17 protein-coding genes are annotated in these 17,883 nt (G+C 62.5%); 8 read left to right on the top strand and 9 right to left on the bottom strand.

Translation table 11 applies throughout. The features are described 5' to 3' along the window. The first annotated feature begins 81 nt into the window (after window positions 1-81). The 5 genes from AB6Q56_RS00500 (at window position 82) to AB6Q56_RS00480 (ending at window position 4,644) form a co-directional block, all read left to right on the top strand. Entirely contained in the window at window positions 82-957 is an 876-nt protein-coding gene (locus AB6Q56_RS00500) for a branched-chain amino acid ABC transporter permease (protein WP_434515261.1), read from the top strand. Between the two features lie 2 nt (window positions 958-959). Further along, complete coding sequence (locus AB6Q56_RS00495; RefSeq protein ID WP_434515260.1) at window positions 960-1,892, top strand: branched-chain amino acid ABC transporter permease; 933 nt, start codon at window positions 960-962, stop codon at window positions 1,890-1,892. Between the two features lie 2 nt (window positions 1,893-1,894). After that, window positions 1,895-2,656 (top strand): ABC transporter ATP-binding protein, encoded by a 762-nt coding sequence (locus AB6Q56_RS00490; protein WP_434515259.1) that lies wholly within the window; start codon window positions 1,895-1,897, stop codon window positions 2,654-2,656. 14 nt (window positions 2,657-2,670) lie between these two features. Next, entirely contained in the window at window positions 2,671-3,987 is a 1,317-nt protein-coding gene (locus tag AB6Q56_RS00485) for an ATP-binding cassette domain-containing protein (RefSeq protein WP_434515258.1), read from the top strand. A gap of 114 nt (window positions 3,988-4,101) precedes the next feature. Further along, window positions 4,102-4,644 carry an isochorismatase family protein gene (locus AB6Q56_RS00480; protein ID WP_434515257.1) on the top strand — a complete coding sequence of 181 codons (543 nt, stop codon included), beginning with the start codon at window positions 4,102-4,104 and terminating at the stop codon, window positions 4,642-4,644. Window positions 4,645-4,705: 61 nt separating this feature from the next. Here the strand turns inward: AB6Q56_RS00480 and AB6Q56_RS00475 are convergent, their stop codons facing one another. Together AB6Q56_RS00475 and AB6Q56_RS00470 are read right to left on the bottom strand one after the other, a co-directional pair. Beyond that, entirely contained in the window at window positions 4,706-7,366 is a 2,661-nt protein-coding gene (locus AB6Q56_RS00475; RefSeq protein ID WP_434515256.1) for a PhnD/SsuA/transferrin family substrate-binding protein, read from the bottom strand. A 50-nt stretch (window positions 7,367-7,416) separates the two neighbouring features. Beyond that, window positions 7,417-8,259, bottom strand: a complete 843-nt coding sequence (locus tag AB6Q56_RS00470; protein WP_434515255.1) for an ABC transporter substrate-binding protein — start codon at window positions 8,257-8,259, stop codon at window positions 7,417-7,419. 81 nt (window positions 8,260-8,340) lie between these two features. Between AB6Q56_RS00470 and AB6Q56_RS00465 the strand changes: the two genes are divergently transcribed. Further along, a complete protein-coding gene (locus AB6Q56_RS00465; protein WP_434515254.1) occupies window positions 8,341-8,523 on the top strand; it encodes a hypothetical protein in 183 nt (60 codons plus the stop codon). Between the two features lie 305 nt (window positions 8,524-8,828). On the opposite strand, the gene AB6Q56_RS00460 is transcribed toward AB6Q56_RS00465, so the two are convergent. Further along, window positions 8,829-10,010, bottom strand: coding sequence for an acetylornithine transaminase (locus AB6Q56_RS00460; RefSeq protein WP_434515253.1), 1,182 nt, complete (start codon window positions 10,008-10,010; stop codon window positions 8,829-8,831). Window positions 10,011-10,264: 254 nt separating this feature from the next. Here AB6Q56_RS00460 and AB6Q56_RS00455 point away from each other — a divergent pair, with 254 nt between their 5' ends. Continuing rightward, the gene (locus tag AB6Q56_RS00455) at window positions 10,265-12,253 is read left to right on the top strand and encodes an acyltransferase family protein (RefSeq protein ID WP_434515252.1); all 1,989 of its coding nucleotides are present in this window, start codon (window positions 10,265-10,267) and stop codon (window positions 12,251-12,253) included. Window positions 12,254-12,283: 30 nt separating this feature from the next. Here the strand turns inward: AB6Q56_RS00455 and AB6Q56_RS00450 are convergent, their stop codons facing one another. Continuing rightward, on the bottom strand, window positions 12,284-12,439 hold the full coding sequence (locus AB6Q56_RS00450) for a hypothetical protein (RefSeq protein ID WP_434515251.1): 156 nt from the start codon (window positions 12,437-12,439) through the stop codon (window positions 12,284-12,286). Between the two features lie 122 nt (window positions 12,440-12,561). Here AB6Q56_RS00450 and AB6Q56_RS00445 point away from each other — a divergent pair, with 122 nt between their 5' ends. Then, window positions 12,562-12,780, top strand: coding sequence for a hypothetical protein (locus AB6Q56_RS00445; protein WP_434515250.1), 219 nt, complete (start codon window positions 12,562-12,564; stop codon window positions 12,778-12,780). 95 nt (window positions 12,781-12,875) lie between these two features. Here AB6Q56_RS00445 and AB6Q56_RS00440 read toward each other — a convergent pair whose 3' ends face one another. Genes AB6Q56_RS00440 through AB6Q56_RS00420 form a run of 5 tightly spaced genes read right to left on the bottom strand, consistent with a single transcriptional unit; the run spans window position 12,876 to window position 17,709 of the window. Further along, on the bottom strand, window positions 12,876-13,304 hold the full coding sequence (locus AB6Q56_RS00440; RefSeq protein ID WP_434515249.1) for a GlcG/HbpS family heme-binding protein: 429 nt from the start codon (window positions 13,302-13,304) through the stop codon (window positions 12,876-12,878). After that, a complete protein-coding gene (locus AB6Q56_RS00435) occupies window positions 13,289-14,560 on the bottom strand; it encodes an MFS transporter (protein ID WP_434515248.1) in 1,272 nt (423 codons plus the stop codon). Before AB6Q56_RS00435 ends, AB6Q56_RS00440 begins: the two co-directional genes overlap by 16 nt. Window positions 14,561-14,582: 22 nt before the next feature. Further along, window positions 14,583-14,975, bottom strand: a complete 393-nt coding sequence (locus AB6Q56_RS00430; protein WP_434515247.1) for an MAPEG family protein — start codon at window positions 14,973-14,975, stop codon at window positions 14,583-14,585. A 26-nt stretch (window positions 14,976-15,001) separates the two neighbouring features. Next, window positions 15,002-16,216: a Bcr/CflA family multidrug efflux MFS transporter gene (locus tag AB6Q56_RS00425; protein ID WP_434515246.1), complete on the bottom strand. Its 1,215-nt coding sequence runs from the start codon at window positions 16,214-16,216 to the stop codon at window positions 15,002-15,004. 38 nt (window positions 16,217-16,254) lie between these two features. Beyond that, a complete protein-coding gene (locus AB6Q56_RS00420) occupies window positions 16,255-17,709 on the bottom strand; it encodes an NAD-dependent succinate-semialdehyde dehydrogenase (RefSeq protein ID WP_434515245.1) in 1,455 nt (484 codons plus the stop codon). Window positions 17,710-17,883: the final 174 nt, after the last annotated feature.

The following is a 17,883-nucleotide window of genomic DNA, read 5'->3' as shown; positions in this document are numbered from 1 at the left end:
AGAAGACATGAAATCCGCAATCATGAATTCCGGCCTGCAGCCCCCAACGGTTGTCCCGGCCATCGGAACGGAGGGCGTGTGATGCTGGCCCAGTTCCTGCAATTCCTCTTTTCCGGGATCACGGTCGGCGCCACCTACGCGCTGGCCGCACTCGGCTTCACGCTGATCTACAACGCCAGCAACGTGATCAACTTCGCCCAGGGCGAATTCATCATGCTCGGCGGCATGCTCGCCGTGTACTTCACGCAGGCCGGCCTGCCGCTGCCGGTCGCGCTGCTGCTCGCCATCCTGATCCCCGCCATCGTCGGCGTGCTGGTCGAAAAGCTGGCCATCGAGCCGGTGAAGGGTGCCGAAACGGTGACCCTGATCATCATTACCATCGGTGCCTCGCTGGTCATCCGCGGCCTGATCCAGGTCTGGCTCGGCAAGAACACCTTCAGCCTGCCCGCCTTCTCGGGCGACGAACCGATCCAGATCCTCGGCGCCACGCTGCTGCCGCAGAGCCTTTGGGTGCTCGGCGTCACCGCCATCGTCGTCATCGCGCTGTGGTACTTCTTCAACCGCACGCTGCAGGGCAAGGCCATGCTCGCCACCTCGTACAACCGGCTGGCCGCCGAACTGGTCGGCATCAACACCAGCTGGGTCCTGTTCATGAGCTTCGCCATGTCGGCCGCGCTCGGTGCGCTGGGCGGCATCCTGGTCACGCCGATCACGCTGACCTCCTACGACGTGGGCATCATGCTCGGCCTCAAGGGCTTCGTCGCCGCCGTCGTCGGCGGCCTGGGCAACGGCCTCGGCGCCGTGCTCGGCGGCCTGCTCGTCGGCATCCTCGAAGCCATGGGCGCCGGCTACATTTCGTCGAGCTACAAGGACGCGATCCCCTTCGTGCTGATCCTGTTCATTCTCTTCTTCATGCCGCGCGGCCTGTTCGGCGGCAAATCGACGGATCGGGTGTAAGCATGAACAAGAACGTCTATTTCGGCCTCTATCTGGTGGTGGCGATCCTTGCCATCCTGCCTTTCGTGGTTCCCAACAGCTTCTATCTCGACCTGGTCATCCGCATGGCGATCAATGCCGTGATCGTCCTCGGTCTCAACCTGCTGATTGGCTTCGCCGGCCAGATCAGCCTCGGCCATGCCGGCTTCCTCGGCATCGGCGCCTACGCCTCGGCCGTGCTGCCGACGCACTTCGGCTGGCATCCGCTGCTCGCCATGGGCGCCGGCGCGGCAGCAACCGGCATCCTGGCCGCGCTCGTCGCCCGTCCGATCTTCAAGCTCAAGGGCCACTACCTGGCCATGGCGACGCTCGGCCTCGGCATCATCATCAACATCGCGCTGCGCAACGAGGCGCAATGGACCGGCGGGCCGGACGGCATGCCGGTGCCGGCGATGGGCCTGTTCGGTTTCGAGCTGAGCAACGACAAGCAGTGGTACTGGGTCGTCGCGCTGCTGCTGTCGGTTTCCGTCTGGGCCTCGCTGAACCTGATCGACTCCCCGTTCGGCCGCGCGCTGCGCGCCCTGCACGGTTCGGAAGTCGCTTCGCAGGTGGTCGGCGTCGATGTCGTGCGCTACAAGGTGGCGATCTTCGTGCTGTCCGCCGTCTTCGCCAGCCTGATGGGCAGCGTCACGGCGCACTACGTCGGCTTCGTCAGCCCCAACTTCGCCGACTTCTTCCATTCCATCGAACTGGTGACCATGGTCGTCATCGGCGGCATGGCCTCGGTATACGGCTCGCTGGTCGGCGCCGTGCTGCTGACGGCGCTGCCGCAGGCGCTGGCCACCTTCGAAGGCTGGGAAACCGTCGTCTTCGGCGCCATCCTGATGGGTTGCATGATCTTCCTGCCCAAGGGCCTCGTTCCGACCCTTGCCGCCAAATTCGGAAAGGGAGAATGATCATGAGCATGCTCGAAGTCAAAGACCTCTCCATCCACTTCGGCGGCGTCAAGGCCGTGCAGAACGTATCGTTCAACATCGATTCCGGCATCGTCTATTCGGTGATTGGCCCCAACGGCGCTGGCAAGACCACCCTGTTCAACCTGATCACCGGGGTGTACAAACCGACCACCGGCGAAATCAAGCTGGACGGCGAGGCCATCCACGGCAAGTCGCCCAACCAGCTGGCCCAGCGCGGTGTCGCCCGCACCTTCCAGAACCTGCAGATCTGCATGAACATGAGCGCCGTCGAGAACGTGATGGTGGGCGCCCACTTGCGGCTTGACCGCAATCTGGTCAAGGCTGCCCTGCGTTTCCCCGGCCTCAAGAAGCGTGATCGCGAGTTGCGCAACGAGGCCGCCCAGCTGATGGATTTCGTCGGCCTCGGCCAGTACGTCGAAACCCGCGCCGATGCGATGTCCTATGGCGCGCTGAAGCGCCTGGAGATCGCCCGCGCCCTGGCCATGAAGCCACGCCTGATCTTCCTCGACGAACCGGCGGCCGGCCTCAACCCCAAGGAGACCATCGAGGTCGACCATCTGGTGCGCAAGATCGCCGACTCCGGCGTCACCGTCGTGCTCGTCGAGCACGACATGAAGATGGTCATGAACCTCTCCGACCGCATCCTCGTCCTCGACTACGGCAAGAAACTGGCCGAGGGCACAGGCGAGGAAATCCGCAAGAACCCGGATGTGATTGCCGCCTATCTCGGCGCTCACGCATAAGAAGAGGAGAGAACATGGAATCCCTGCGCATCATCACCGAAGAGCACCAGAACCTCTGGCGCATCGCCACCACCCTCGACCTCGTCGCCGACGAGATCGATCAGGGCGGCAAGGTCGAAGCCCCCTTCTTCTCCTCGGTCTTCGACTACATCGAACAGTTCATGGATCGTTCGCATCACGCCAAGGAGGACGAGTTCCTGTTCCGCCTGCTGCGCCAGCGCTCCGCCGAAGCCGCCAACGTGCTCGACCGTCTGCAGGCCGAGCATCGGAACGGCCCGGAACTGCTCCGCGACCTGCGCGCCAAGCTGACCGCCACGGCCGGCAACGGCGAGCACAACGCCGCCTTCACCGCCGCCTTGCGCAACTACACGCAGGGTCTCAAGGGGCATATCCGCAGCGAGGAAAAGGACGCCATGCCGCTGGCCCGCGAGGCGCTGACGGCTGACGACTGGGCCGAGATCGACAAGGCTTTCCTCGATAATGACGACCCACTGTTCGGCGGCAAGGCACGCGCCGAATTCCGCGAGCTGTTCCACCGCATCGCCAGCCTGGCGCCGGAATCCATCGGCCTCGGCGCCCACAGCGCCGGCTCGCTGCAACCCGGCACCGCCTCCGGCAAAGGCGATGTGCTGCTCTCGGTCAAGGGCATGGAAAGCTGCTACGGCCGCATCAAGGCGCTCAAGGGCATTGATCTCGAAGTGCGCAAGGGCGAGCTGGTCGCCCTGGTCGGCGCCAACGGGGCCGGCAAGACGACCTTCCTGCGCACCCTGTCGGGTGTGCAGCCGATGAGCGCCGGCCAGATCACCTTCGACGGCGAGGACATCTCGAAACTGCGTTCCGACTTGCGCATGCGCCGGGGCATCTGTCAGAGCCCGGAAGGCCGCCAGGTCTTCGGCCCGCTGTCGATCGAGGACAACCTGCGCCTGGGGGCCTACACGCAGCCGAAAGGGCAAGTCGATGGCGACATGGAAAAGGTTTTCTCGATGTTCCCCATCCTCAAGGAAAAACGCGCCCTGCCGGCCGGTACGCTGTCCGGCGGCCAGCAGCAGATGCTCGCCATCGGCCGCGCCCTGATGGGTCGCCCGAAGATGCTGCTGCTCGACGAACCGTCGATGGGCCTCGCCCCGTTGCTGGTCGAAGAGGTGTTCAACGTGGTCAAGGCACTGAAGGCTCAGGGCATGACCATCTTCCTCGTCGAACAGAACGCCTTCGCCGCGCTGGCCATCGCCGACCGGGGCTACGTGCTGGAAACCGGCGGCATCACGCTGACCGGCACCGGCCAGGAGCTGATCAGCAACGAGCAGGTGCGGGCGGCCTACCTCGGCATGTAACACCGGACGGTGCCTGCTGGCGGGTCTCCTCCCCAGCAGGCGCCCAACTTGCCGCCCGTCGCGATATCGCGGAGGATGGATGGCACATCGTCCATGAAGCCAGAGGCTCGTATCGTGAAAATCGCACCGTCCAACTCCGTCCTGCTCGTCGTCGACATCCAGAGCGCGTTGCTGCCCGCCATCGACGGCGGCGACGATGTTCTGGCCAATACCCTCTGGCTCCTGGATATCGCCGCCTTGCTCGGCATCCCGGCACTGGCCACCGAACACTGCCCGCAGCGCATCGGGCTGTCCGAACCCCGCTTGCGCAGCCGCCTGACGGCGGACAGGATCGTCGAGAAAACCTGGTTCTCCGCAGTCGCCGAGGGGAATCTACTGCGTGCGCCATCCGCCGAACGCACGCAATGGATCGTCACCGGCATGGAGAGCCACGTCTGCGTCCAGCAAACCGTGCTCGATCTGCTGGCGGCCGGCCGCGAAGTATTCGTGGTCGATGAGGCGGTCGGCTCGCGCCGCCCCCGCGACAAGGAACTCGCCCTGCAGCGTATGCGGCAGAACGGCGCCGAGATCGTGAGCCGTGAAATGGTCGCCTTCGAATGGCTGGAAAACGCCGACTCCCCGGCATTCCGCGAGATTCTGAAAGGCTTTATCCGCTAAGGCGTGCACAGCAAGTGCGAGCAGCATTTGTACCCCTGCCTTGTCGTTCATGCCACTGGCTTCAGGATGCGTCGCGCTTCTCCAACCACTTCAGCAGCTTGGCATAGAGTTGATCGGGAGCGACCGGCTTGGACATGAAATCGCTCATGCCGGCAGCCAGACAGCGCTCCTGATCTTCGGCAAAGGCATTGGCGGTCATGGCGATGATCGGCGTGTGCCGCCTGTCCGCAGCTTCGCGAATGGCGCGGGTGGCTCCGAGACCATCCAGCCGGGGCATCATCATGTCCATCAGGATCACGGCATAATCAACGGCCAAGGCCTTGTCGACCGCCTCCACGCCGTCGCACGCGAGGTCGACCTGCAGGCCTACAGCTTCCAGCAGGCAGATCGACACCTCTTGATTGATCGGCTCATCCTCAGCCAAAAGCACTCGCGTTCCAGCGAACGAGGTATTCAACGCAATCTCCGCCGAAGGTCCTTCGGCGACACACCCCATCTCGTCGACGGCCAGGTTTTTTTCCAACCGGGTCGTAAACCAGAACGTACTCCCCTTGCCCGGCTCGCTATTGACGCCGATATCCCCACCCATCATCTGGACCAGACGCTTGCTGATCGCCAGCCCCAGTCCGCTGCCGCCATATTTTCGGGTAATCGAATCGTCGGCCTGCACAAATGCCGAGAACAGGCGTTCCTGATCCGCCGTGGCGATCCCGATCCCGGTGTCCTCTACCTCAAAGCGCACCAGCAGATTATCTTCATGCTCGTCGAGCAAGCATCCCCGAATATGAACGCTTCCCCGCTCGGTAAACTTGATGGCGTTGCTACCCAGATTGATCAGTATTTGTCCCAGGCGAACCGGATCACCGGACAAGGAGCGTGCAGCCAGTTGCGCAGGCATTTCCATGTTCAGTTGCAGGCCTTTGCCAGTGGCAACCTGATCAAGCAATCCGGACACCTTGTCGAAAACAGCCCCCAGATCGAAGGGAATATTCTCCAGTACCAGTCGATCAGCTTCGATTTTCGAGATATCGAGAATATCGTTGATAACGCCCAGCAAATGCCTGGAAGCGCCGATGGCCTTGTTCAACTGGTCGGCCTGCTTGGTATCCGTCGTACGCCGTAGCGCCAGATCGGTCATGCCCATGATGGCGTTCATCGGAGTGCGCAGTTCATGGCTCATGTTGGCCAGGAAGGCGCTCTTCGCACGACTCGCCGCTTCGGCTGCTTCCTTGGCAACCTGCAGGGCCTCCGTCCGCTCGGCAACCAGTTCCTCCAGATGATCGCGGTGGCGCAGAAGTTCTTCTTCTGCCAGCTTGCGTTCGGTAATGTCCATATGGGTGCCCGTGAAGCGCACGGGCCGCCCCTGCAGATCGCGCGTTGCCCGCCCCCGGGTAAGCACCCAGCGCCAACCACCATCGCGATGGCGCAAACGCATGACGAACTCGTACTCGTCGCCTGGTGTATCCAGATGGAACTGCACCCGCTGCCAGAGCTTTTCCCAATCATCAGGGTGCATGATCGCCTTCCAAGCGTCGAAGTCAGCTGGAAGCTCCTTCGCGTCATAGCCCAGCATCGCGTACATCCGTGGCGAATGATAGAGCGCACCGGTCACCAGATCGTTGTCCCAGACGCCCTCCTCGGCCCCTTCGATCGCCAGCTGAAAGCGTGTTTCACTCAGTTCGAGACGTCGTTTCTGGTCAAGGACGGTTTCATGCTGACGCAACAACTCCCGGCGGGTCAGGAAAAGCCGGAATCCCAGAATCAGGATCAGGCCCAGCGCCATGAAGGCAGCCAGCATGGGCCACTGGTAGCGAGACCAGACATCGCGCAAGGTAAATATCGGAGCGTGCTCGAACGGCGGCATCCGCAATTCCCGAAGGAGATCGGCTACCGGCGTGTAATCGGCCGGAACGGAAAAACCGGCAATACCCATCGACTGCGCACGGGCGCCCCCTTCGGGCAGCAGGAACAAAGCCGCCAAGACCTGGCGTGCCAGCGCCTCGTTGACATGCGGCAAGGAAAAAAAGGGCCACTCGGGATAAAGGCGGGTCGAGACCAGCACCGGAAATCCGGGCAGTGACTGCCTATTGAGTACCGAAACCTGATTCAGGTCGAGTTTCCCTTCACGGGAAAGCGACTCGAGGAATCCGCTGCGGACCAGCCCAACGTCAGCCCGTCCTGACAGTACCGCGTCAACGACATTGCTCTGCGGAAAATCGGTCACCAGTACCCTGGCATCTTCAGCCAATCTCACACCGGCCTTGTTGAACTCGTAGGCCTGCATCTGATAAGCCCCGAGCGACCACGTGCTCGGTGTCGCCACGGTTTTTCCTTGGACATCCGCCAATGCCCGAATATCAGGCCGATCCGAACGGCTGAAAATGGCGCCGCCAAAGACGGAGACGGCCTGCCCGTCCTCCTTCGTCACCAACGTCGCCAAAGGAGCCGACACCCCTACCGTCCGGTTAAGAAAAACGAAATGCCCCGGATTGGTCAACACGAAATCGAGTTGGCGGCCTGCAACAGCCAGATTCAACTCGTCGTAGCTCAGGGCTTCGACGACAAAATCCTCGTTTGGAATAGCCTGCTTCAGGGCGGCCTCCAGAGGCTGCCACTGCTTCATCGTTTCCGCCTTGGAGCGATAGGCCAGTACGCCAATCTTCACGGGCTCATCGGCCAGTGCGCCCCCACCGACGAACAAGGAGAGAAGCAGCGCAATCACACGCAATATGCGGTGACGCAGCGCGACAACGAGGGAGCATGGAGAAAGAATCATCGCGCGACCAGATCCACTGGAATGAACTCGGCGCTGACCAGCGCGTTGAGCTTGTCCGGCTGTTGCAGCAGCCCGTTTTCGACCAGCGCTGCCGAGACCTTTTGGGCCGTAAGCAACATCGGCGGCTCGCGTCCGGCCAATAATCGCCGGTTGGCCTGCGCATCGGGTAGAAGCAAGCCCTTGAAGGCAGAGAGTACATCGCCCGCCGGCAAATTCAGGTGCGTTGCCATCCGGTAGGCGGCATCGTGAGGACTGCGGGCCAGATGATCAAGTGCCCGGAAATGCGCACGTACGAGATGACGAAGCTCGCCTGCATGCGCCGCCACCAGGTCGCTGCGAATCGCCAATACATCGACAATGGTGTTCGGAATCTGGCGACTGTCGAACAGCTTTCGGGCGCCAAGATCGAGCAACTCGCTCGCTACCGGCTCATAGGTGATGGCGGCATCGAAAGCTCGCGCGCGCCAGCCCGCAACTTGCTTGTCCACACTCAACGGCACAAGCGTGACATCGCGCTTGCTCAAGCCTGCCTTGCTCAGTATCTCGCCAAGCAACAACGCCCCTACCGAGCTCTGTTCGTAAGCCAGGCGTTTGCCGCGCAGCGCCGACAGCGAACCCAACTCAGGACGGGCAACCAGCATGTCCGCACCGGCCGAGATGTTGAAAACCAGAACGACCGTCAGTTTCTGGCCACTCTGTCGGGCCTGCAATACCTCGTCCAACGTCAACGCAGCGCCGTCCACCTTGCCTTCTGCCAAGGCCAGCAAGGATTCCGTCGCATTTTGGGTCTCGTATAAACGCGCCTTCCGGTCTTCCAGCCACCCCTCGTTACGCGCCATGAACATCGGCTCGTAGCCTACCCAGGTGTGCGCAGCAATCGTTATGGGCCCGCTGTCGAACCTGGCGCAAGCGGAAATCCCGTGGAGCCCCCCCACGGCGGCAAAAGCCTTGATCAATTGACGGCGATTCATTGGGCTGAAGGCGATGTGTTTTCTGACTTGATCGGCAAAGCAGCGAACATCAAAAAAGCAACAGGTATGGCAAAGCCACATCCTAAATCACAAAACCCTGATCCAGAGCGCCTCTCGCCAAAAAAACCATAACAAAAAAATGGTATTTCGCCGGTACGCCAAGTAGAGGCCATCCAGCCTCTGCCAGCGCATGATTGCAAAATTCGCTATCGTGCGGACACCACGCGGGACAAAGCACGACTCCCGCAACATCCGGAACATCCGCAACATCCGGAACATCCGGAACATCCGGAACATCCGGAACATCCGGAACATCCGGAACATCCAAAGCGACATCCCGAACGGAGGCTATCAATCACCAGCAGGACACGACCCTTTTCCTGGCATGAGCAGCCAGGGGACCAACCCCGGTTGGCCTTACCCTTGGATCAACGAGCCTAGCGCTGCAACAAGCCGTCGAGCATGCCCACCATCTGGTCGATTTCCACCTCGCTCACATTCAACGCCGGCATGAAGCGCAACAGGTTGGGGCGCGGGGCGTTGAGAAGGAGGCCGACGGGGGCCTGCACCAGGGCTTTCGAAACGATCTCCGGCCCGCGCTCGTCGTCGAGAATCAAGGCGCGCAGCAGGCCGGAACCGCGCTCGCCCTTCAGGCCATGCTTGGCCGACAGTTCGAGCAGGCGCTTGGCAAGATATTGGCCCCGGGCATCGACTTCGGCGAGGAAGCCCGGCGCCAGCATGCGCTTGACCACCGCCAGGCCGACCGCCGTCATCAGCGGATTGCCGTTGTATGTGCCGCCCTGATCGCCCGGAACGAAACAGCAGATCGCTTCGCGGGCCAGCAGCGCCGCCAGCGGCACACCGCCGCCAATGCCCTTGCCGAGCGTCATGATGTCCGGGGCGATGCCGGCATGTTCGTGCGCGAACAGCTTGCCGGTACGCCCGACACCGGTCTGCACTTCGTCGACGATAAGCAGGATGCCGCGCGCCTCGGTCAGCCCGCGCAAGGCCTTGAGAAATTCCAGGTCGGCCGGGATCACGCCGCCCTCGCCCTGCACCGGCTCGAGCATGACGGCGACCGTCTTCGGCCCGATCAATGCCTCGACCGAGGCGATGTCGTTGTAGACCGCCTTCGGGAAGCCGGACACCTGCGGTGCAAAGATCGTGTCCCAACCGGCCTTGCCGGAAGCCGACATGGTCGCCAGCGTGCGGCCGTGGAAGGAGTGGCCAAAGGTGATGATCTCGAAAGCGCCGTCGCGGTTCAGCTGCCCCCACTTGCGGGCCAGCTTGATCGCCCCCTCGTTGGCCTCGGCCCCGGTGTTGGCGAAGAAGACGCGGTCAAAGCAGGAATTCGCCGTGAGCAAGCTCGCCAGCTCGACCATCGGCCCGTTGTAGAAGGCAGGGCTGGGATTGAGCAGCTTGCCGGCCTGCTCGGTCAGCGCAGCAGTGATCTCCGGCGGGCAGTGGCCAAGACAATTGACCGCCCAGCCCTGGATGAAATCGAGATAGCGCTTGCCTTGATGATCGAACAGCCAGGACCCCTCGCCGCGCTCGAAAACGAGATCCGGCCGGTTGGTAATGGTCATCAGGGAATCGGTATTGGCAGCGTGGTATTGCATGGTCGACTTTCCGTGGTCTGAAGCGGCAAGGGTAAAGATGCGATGTTACCGAATTACACGCGCCTGCGTCAGCTTGCTACGGGCGCATCACCTCGAACGGGCGCTAGCGGACAGATTCGGCCATCCACGGCACGGAAGATCGAGGAAACTGAATGTCCGACTTAGCCCGGGAAAAACCGGCATCCTGTTTGAATACCGCTCCAACCATGTAACTTATAATCCATACAAATTAAATATTTGAAACCAGGTTAGCGATGGCATTTCGTTCGGATATCAATGGCCTACGTGCCTGGGCCGTCGTGGCAGTCGTCCTATATCACTTTGGATTCCCGGGATTTTCCGGCGGATTCATCGGCGTCGACTTGTTCTTCGTCATTTCCGGATACTTAATGACATCCATTGTCATTAAAGGCCTCGAAGTTGGCGGCTTTTCCGTATTGTCATTTTACGCGGCACGGGTGAGACGAATCGTGCCTGCGTTGCTGGTGTTATGCACGCTCATTCTCTTGATCGGCTATTTCGTTTTAGCGCCGCTGGATTACAAAACACTGGCGACCCATGTCATTTCCTCCCTGGGTTTCTTTTCCAATATCAAATTCTGGAGCGAGGCAGGCTATTTTGACGTCGCGTCTCACGAAAAATGGCTGCTGCACACATGGTCCCTGTCCATCGAATGGCAGTTTTACCTACTACTTCCCATCATCCTGGCCACCATTTGGCACATCAGGCCGGGACGCAGCGCCCAGGTTTTAGCCATTCTGTTTGGCGGAGTGCTATCGTTCGCGGCCTCCGTGTTGCTTACGCTTGAGTCGCCAAGCAGTGCCTTCTATTTCTTGCCGGCACGCGCGTGGGAAATGCTGGCAGGCGGGTTAGTGTTTTTGCTGGCGGTGCACTTTAGGTTGGAATTTCGGGCAAAAGCGGGTTTGGAGTTCGCGGGTTTTGTGCTTATCGTCGCCTCCATTCTCCTCTTTGACGGCCTCGTTCCTTGGCCGGGTTGGCGGGCGGCAATTCCCGTGCTCGGGACCATGATGATCTTGGTGGCCCACCGAGAGCGCTCCATCTGGACGACCTTCCCACTGGCGCAGTGGCTCGGTGATCGGTCGTACTCGCTGTATTTGTGGCACTGGCCGGTCGTGGTTGGCCTGGCGTTTGTCGAACAGCAGCAGAATCCATTCGCCATCGCGGCAGGGATAGCCGCCACCATCCTGCTTGGTCACGTTTCCTGTCAATGGGTTGAATTGCCATTCAGGCGCTTTATGGGCCGTTTGCCTCCCGCGCGCTTTTGGGGTGTGGCAAGCCTCGCCTTTGCCGTTCCCGCCACGCTCGCTATTTCGATTCGACTGGCAGAAGGAATTGAAGGACGGCTTAGACCCGACGTGGAACGCGTTGCGGCCACCTCTTCCAACGTAAACCCGCGGCGGGACGCATGCCATGCCATGGGCGGGCGCGACTCCCCTTCGTGCGTCTGGGGCGGCGAAGCGTGGCGGGTCATCGCGCTGGGCGACAGTCACACCTCAGCGATGGTATCCGCACTTTCTGCCGCCGGTGGGCAGCACGCCGGGGTTGTGCAATGGTCATATAGCGGCTGCTCGTATGTGCTGGGCCTAAAAATCGCCCCGGAAGTCAAGGCACGGCAGAAGAATGACTATTTGTGCGAGGAGTTTATCAAGTGGGCTGCGGAACGCCTTGATGAATTAGCAGCGGATATACCTGTCGTCATTGCAAATCGTTACGCTGCGAATGTGCTTGGAGCCAACGAAGAAGGCAAAGCGGTTTCGAAGCCTGGCGTCTATTTTTCGATGCCTTATGAGCAGAATGACGAGCGAATCTTCGCGGAATTTGCAAACGCAATCGTACAGACGGCCTGCCATGCCGCAAAAGGACGCAAGGTTTATCTTGTTCGCCCGATTCCGGAAATGGGTTTTGACGTACCGAAGGTGCTGTCGCGGCGACTGGGGTTCGGTTTTCGTGAAGATGTTTCCATTTCCCGGACAGAGTATCTGACACGAAATCAATGGGTATGGGAGGCTCAGGATGAGGCGGTGCGACTGTGTGGTGCGATCATTCTCGATCCGACCGAGCACTTGTGTGATGCGGAGCGTTGTTATGGTAGCCGTGACCTACAACCGATATATAGCGACGACGACCATTTGAGCGAGGCAGGCAATAAGTTGCTGGTTCCGATGTTTAGTCAGGTCTTCACTGAAAGCGCGGCTCCCAGCCATCGCAAAAGCAATCAATGAGTCAAGCTTCGAGAAATATGCCTTTCGCCTCTACATCCACCAAGGGTCTGAGCCAGTGTCTTCATCCTCGTCGGTGTCGCCCACCTCATCATGAAAGGGATGATCCGGTTTGCGGCGCTGGTAGATCGGGTCTTGGGGATTTGGGGAGTCGGGCTCGATGGGTTGGTGGCCAGGCGAAGTCGGCATGGTATTCCTTGCAGCGATTGTTCTGGCCTATTGGGCAGAAATCCCTGTACAAGGTTTCACCTCATTGAAACGGTAGTACACCGCGGTATAGTGGTCGCCTACTCCTCTTCCGAGCTTTTGCCATGTTCACTGTCATCGTCGCCCTTGTTCTGCTTGCCGCTGGCGTGGCGGTCATTTATCAGATCCTGAAGAACATGAGCGAAGACGGTATCGATATTGCGGCGCCGGGGAGTTGCAAGCGGAACGGCTGCGGGTCGTCGAAATGCGCGTCGCCCCGGGAAGGCGTGGAGGCCCCGCTGCTCACGGAAGAACAGGACGGCCAACGCAAAGTCAGCCCCTGACGGTTTGCCTCACCGGGAGAGGCATCGTGAATCCCTGGCCCCCAGACTAAGCCAGCCATCCGCGCCCCACCGGGCCTTCCCAGCCTGCTGACCGCTCAAGCGCCGGCTGCCAAGCCCGCCAGCGCCGCCTCGGCGAATGCCACGTCCTGCGCCTCGCTGCCACCGGAAACGCCTATCGCCCCGACCAGCACGCCGTCGTGCTTGACCGGCAGGCCGCCGCCGAAGCCGATGAAGCGGTCGCGCTGCATCAGGCCGTGGCGCAGCATGTCCGAACCTTTGGCCAGGCGCGCATCCCACTTGGCGGTGGCCGGGCCGAAACTGACCACGGTGTAGGCCTTGTCGAGCGCGATGTCGATGGAGTGGAAGGGCGCGCCCGGGTGGCGCTTGAAGACCAGCGGGTAGCCGGCACGGTCCACGACGGCGACGCAGATCTTGACGCCGGCTTCGCGGGCGGCGGCCAGGGCACCGTCGGCGAGTTGTTCGGCGCTAGCGAGGCCGAGCGAGGCGATCATTTCAATGTCCATGCGATGAATCTCCGTGGGCTTCGGCGACCAGGGCCAGCAGGCGCTGTCGCCGGGTAAAGAGGAAGACGACGAACAGCAGCAAGGCGCTGCCTTCGACCAACAGGGTGTACCCCGCCCCCAGCCAGGAGGCGACGAAACCGGCAAGCAGCCCTCCCAGCGCATCGAAGCCGAAGCGGGCCGAGGTGAAGAAGGAGACGATCCGCCCGCGCAGCGTTTCCGGCGCAATGCTCTGCAACACCATGTTGATGCCGACATTGCACACCGAGATGCCGAAGCCGAGGCCGACCATGCCGACCAGCGCCAGTGGCAGCCAGGTGGTCAGCGCAAAGGCGAGCATCGATACCATGCTGATCGCCACGCCGGCGACGATGGCCGACACCACGGCTGGCACCGCCTTGCGGGTGGCCAGGTAGATGGTCGAACAGGAAGGCGCCGCAACCGGCCGCCCCCCACAGCCAGCCGAGGGTTGTCGCATCGCCGGCAAACACGTCGCGGGCGAACACCGGCAGCAGCACGGCGTAGGTCGAGGCGGTCAGGTTCAGGGCAATGAGCGTCAGGATCAGGGTGCGGACGCTCCACGTCTGCCATGCGTACTGCAGCCCTTCCTTGAACACCTCGCCCATCGACCCCTTGGCGCGCGGCGGCGGCGTGCCGTGCACCAGCAGGATGCCGGCGATCAGGGCCAGGAAGGAAAACCCGTTGATGGCGAAGCAGAAGGCCTCCGAGGTCGTGCCGAGCAACAGGCCGGCGATGGGCGGCCCGACGAAGCGCCCGGCATTGAACAGCATGGCGTTGAGGGCCAGCGCGTTGGGCAGGTCGTCACGACTGCCGACGAAGCTACCAATGAGCGACTGGCGCAGGGGGGCATCGAAACTGCTCAGCGTGCCGAGTACGAGGGCCATCAGCACGATGAAGGGCGTGCCGATCCAGTCGGCCCAGGTCAGCCCGGCCAGCACGAACGCCTGCACGGCCATCAGCGCCTGCACGCCGACCAGCCATTTCTTCTTGTCCTGCTTGTCGATCCACGCCCCGGCCAACGGCCCGACCAGCAACTGCGGGATCAAGCCGCAGAACGCCGTGACGCCGAGCAAGGCGGCCGACCCGGTCAGGCGATAGACCAGCCAGGCGAGCGCCACCTGCTGTATCCACGAGCCGAGTATGGAGACGGCCTGTCCGGCAAAATACAGGCGAAAATTGCGATGCGCCAGCGCGCGCATGCCGGCTGGCAAACGTGGTTTTGCGGCGGCCGGGCTCATGCGGCGAACAGCGCTGCCCGCCTCACCCGCCCACCACCATCAAGACCGACAGCGCGACACCGCACAGGTAAGTACCCAGGGCGCCGATGAAGCGAGGCGGGTTTGGTCGGGACATACTCGGCCAGGCGATGAGGCCGATAACCAGCAGGAAGCGACTCACAGTGGCTGCGACAATGAGCCAGACGGCCAGGTCGGAGGGTCCACGCCAGCCGAAGTACAGATAAATCACAGCCAGGAAGGGAGCAAACTCAGCCGTATTGGCATGCGCCCGGATAACCCGGTTGAGCGGCGCGTTCTTGTCCGGAGCGGGGCCGGACCCGATACCGGCGCGGCGGCGCAACATGGAGACGGAGAGCCCGAGCAGGAAGAGCAGGCAGCCCAGGGCAGCGGTGCAATACAGGATGACAGGATGCATGATCAGCCTCGCTAGCGGGATTCGAATCAGCGCACGGCGCGCCGGTAGAGCAGATAGCCGAACACCGAGATCGTCATGGTCGCCACGATCACCCAAGCCATGGGCCGGCCGCTGCCGTCGTGAGTGTAACTGACCGCCGCGCTGGCCCACATGCCGAAACCGAACTGGCTGGAACCGAACAGGGCTGCCGCCGCACCGGCGTTCTGCGGATAGCGCGCCATGAGCAGGCCGACACAGTTGGCGCCGAGCAGGCCGGTCATGCTGACCACGACGAAGAGGCCGGCAATCACCAGCGGCAGCAGGTCACCGCCGAACACCGCCCCCGCCAGCAGCAGCGCCCCGGCAAGGCCGCAGGCGCATCCGATACCGGCCATCCCCGCTGCTCCCCGGCTTTTGACCAGACGGCTGTTGGCGTAGTTGGCCGCGAAAATGCCCAGGGCGTTGGCCGCGAACAGTGCGCCATAGGCAACTGGCGACAGCTTTTGCAAGGCGATGAAATAGAAGGGACTGGCCGTGATGTAGGCGAACATTGCGGCGAAGGACATGCCACCGGCCAGCAGCAGGCCGATGGCGACCGGATCGACCGCCAGGCGGCCATAGGCCGCGAAGGCCGCGGCCAGCGACATCTGCCCCCGTTTCTCGGGGGGCAGGGTTTCCGGCAACAGGCGCCAGACGACCGCCAGGCTGAGCACGCCCCAGGCCAGCACGGCGGCGAAGGTGCCCCGCCAGCCGAAACCGGCCAGCAGCGCGCTGCCGAGCAAGGGGGCGAGCAGCGGCGCGATGGCCGTGACCATGGCCATCAGCGACAGCTTGCGAATCGCCTCGGTCGACGAATAGACGTCGCGCACGACGGCCCGCGCCAGCACCGAGGCGGCGCCGCCCCCCAAGGCCTGGACAAAACGGGCCAGGATCAGTTGCTCGACCGCCGTGGCCAGCATGCAGGCGAGGCTGGCCAGCGCAAACAGCGCGATTCCGCTCAACATCACGGTACGCCGTCCGTAGCGATCGGAAATCGGCCCGTAGAACAGCATGCCGACCGCGAAGCCGGCCAGGAAGACGGTGATCGACGACTGCACCGCCTCGGGCGACGCGCCCAGGCCCGCCGCTATCGCCGGCAAGGCAGGCAGATAGAGATCGATGGCCAGCGGCCCGAAGGCAACGAGCGCGCCGAGCAGCAAAATGAAACGGCCCTCGCGGGCCGGTTCGATGGAAGCGTTTGGCATCTGCATGTACGGGGTCAATTCGTTATCCCCGCCTGTGCGGGAATAACGCGTTGGTGTTACAGGCCGCCCAATGCCAAATACTTGGTTTCCATGTACTCATCCAGGCCATGGCTGGAACCTTCGCGGCCGACACCCGACAATTTGACGCCACCGAACGGCGCCACCTCGGTCGAGATGAGCCCCGTATTGATGCCGACCATGCCGTATTCGAGCTGCTTCGATACGCGCCAGACGCGGCCATGATCCTTGGAGAAGAAGTAGGCGGCCAGGCCGAACTCGGTGTCGTTGGCCATCTGCACGGCCTCGGCTTCGGTCTTGAAGCGGAACAGCGGCGCCACCGGCCCGAAGATTTCTTCCTTGGCGACGGCCATGCCGGTCGTCACATCGGCCAGGATGGTCGGCTCGAACCAGGTGCGGCCCAGCGCATGGCGCTTGCCGCCGGTCACCACGCGGGCGCCCTTGGTAACGGCGTCCTCGACAAGTTCCTCGACCTTGTTGATGGCCGCATCGTCGATCAGCGGGCCTTGTGTGACGCCCTCCTCCATGCCGTTGCCGACCTTCAGGCCGGCGACGGCGGCGGCCAGCTTGCTCGCGAAGGTGTCGTAGATGCCTTCCTGGACCAGGAAGCGGTTGGAGCAGACGCAGGTCTGGCCGGCGTTGCGGTACTTGGACGCCAGCGCACCGGCGACCGCTGCGTCGACATCGGCGTCGTCGAACACGATGAACGGCGCGTTACCACCCAGTTCCAGCGACATCTTCTTGACCGTGCCGGCGCACTGCTGCATCAGCAACTGGCCGATGGGGGTGGAGCCGGTGAAGGTCAGCTTGCGGACGATGGGACTGGCCGTCATCACGCCGCCGATGGCCGACGCCTTGCCGGTGACGACGCTGAACACACCGGCCGGCACGCCGGCGCGCTCGGCCAGTTCGGCCAGCGCCAGGGCGGACAGCGGGGTCTGCTCGGCCGGCTTGAGGATGATGGTGCAGCCTGCGGCCAGGGCCGGAGCGACCTTGCGGGTGATCATCGCCGACGGGAAATTCCACGGCGTGATGGCGGCGCAAACGCCGACCGGCTCCTTGGTGACGACGATCTGGCGGTCCTTGAACGGCGACGGAATGACCTCGCCGTAGGCGCGCTTGGCCTCCTCGGCGAACCATTCGACGTAGGCGGCGGCGTAGGCGATCTCCCCCTTGGCCTCGGCCAGCGGCTTGCCCTGCTCGGCGGTCATCAGCGCGGCGAGGTCTTCCTGGTTGGCCATCAGCAGGTCGAACCAGCGGCGCAGGATGCGCGAACGCTCGGCCGCGGTCGTTTCGCGCCAGGTCTTCAGCGCCTTGTTGGCGGCCACGATGGCGCGCTCGGTCTCGGCTGCGCCGCAGCGGGGGACGGTGGCAATGGTTTCGCCGGTGGCCGGGTTGGTGACGTTGATCGTTTCGCCACTGTCGGCGGGGGTCCAGGCGCCGTCGATGTAGCAGGCTTGGCGGAGGAGGTTGGAGTCTTTCAGGGACAGCATGGTTGTTCTCCTTGGGTGTTCTTGGTTGGGTGTTTTCGACTATGCCGGAGTTGGTTCTGATTGCATGCGCTGCTTTCCGCCCTTGCGGGGCGTCTCACTTTCTTTTGCTTCGCCAAAAGAAAGTAAGCAAAGAAAAGGCGACCCCGGGTCGGTGCCCCGCTGCGCGGGGTTCCC

The sequence above is a fragment of the Dechloromonas sp. ARDL1 genome (assembly GCF_051122455.1).
In the GTDB taxonomy this organism is placed as follows: Bacteria; Pseudomonadota; Gammaproteobacteria; order Burkholderiales; family Rhodocyclaceae; genus Azonexus.
Note: the sequence above shows the minus strand (reverse complement) of the source record. Positions and strands in the feature narration are given on the sequence as shown.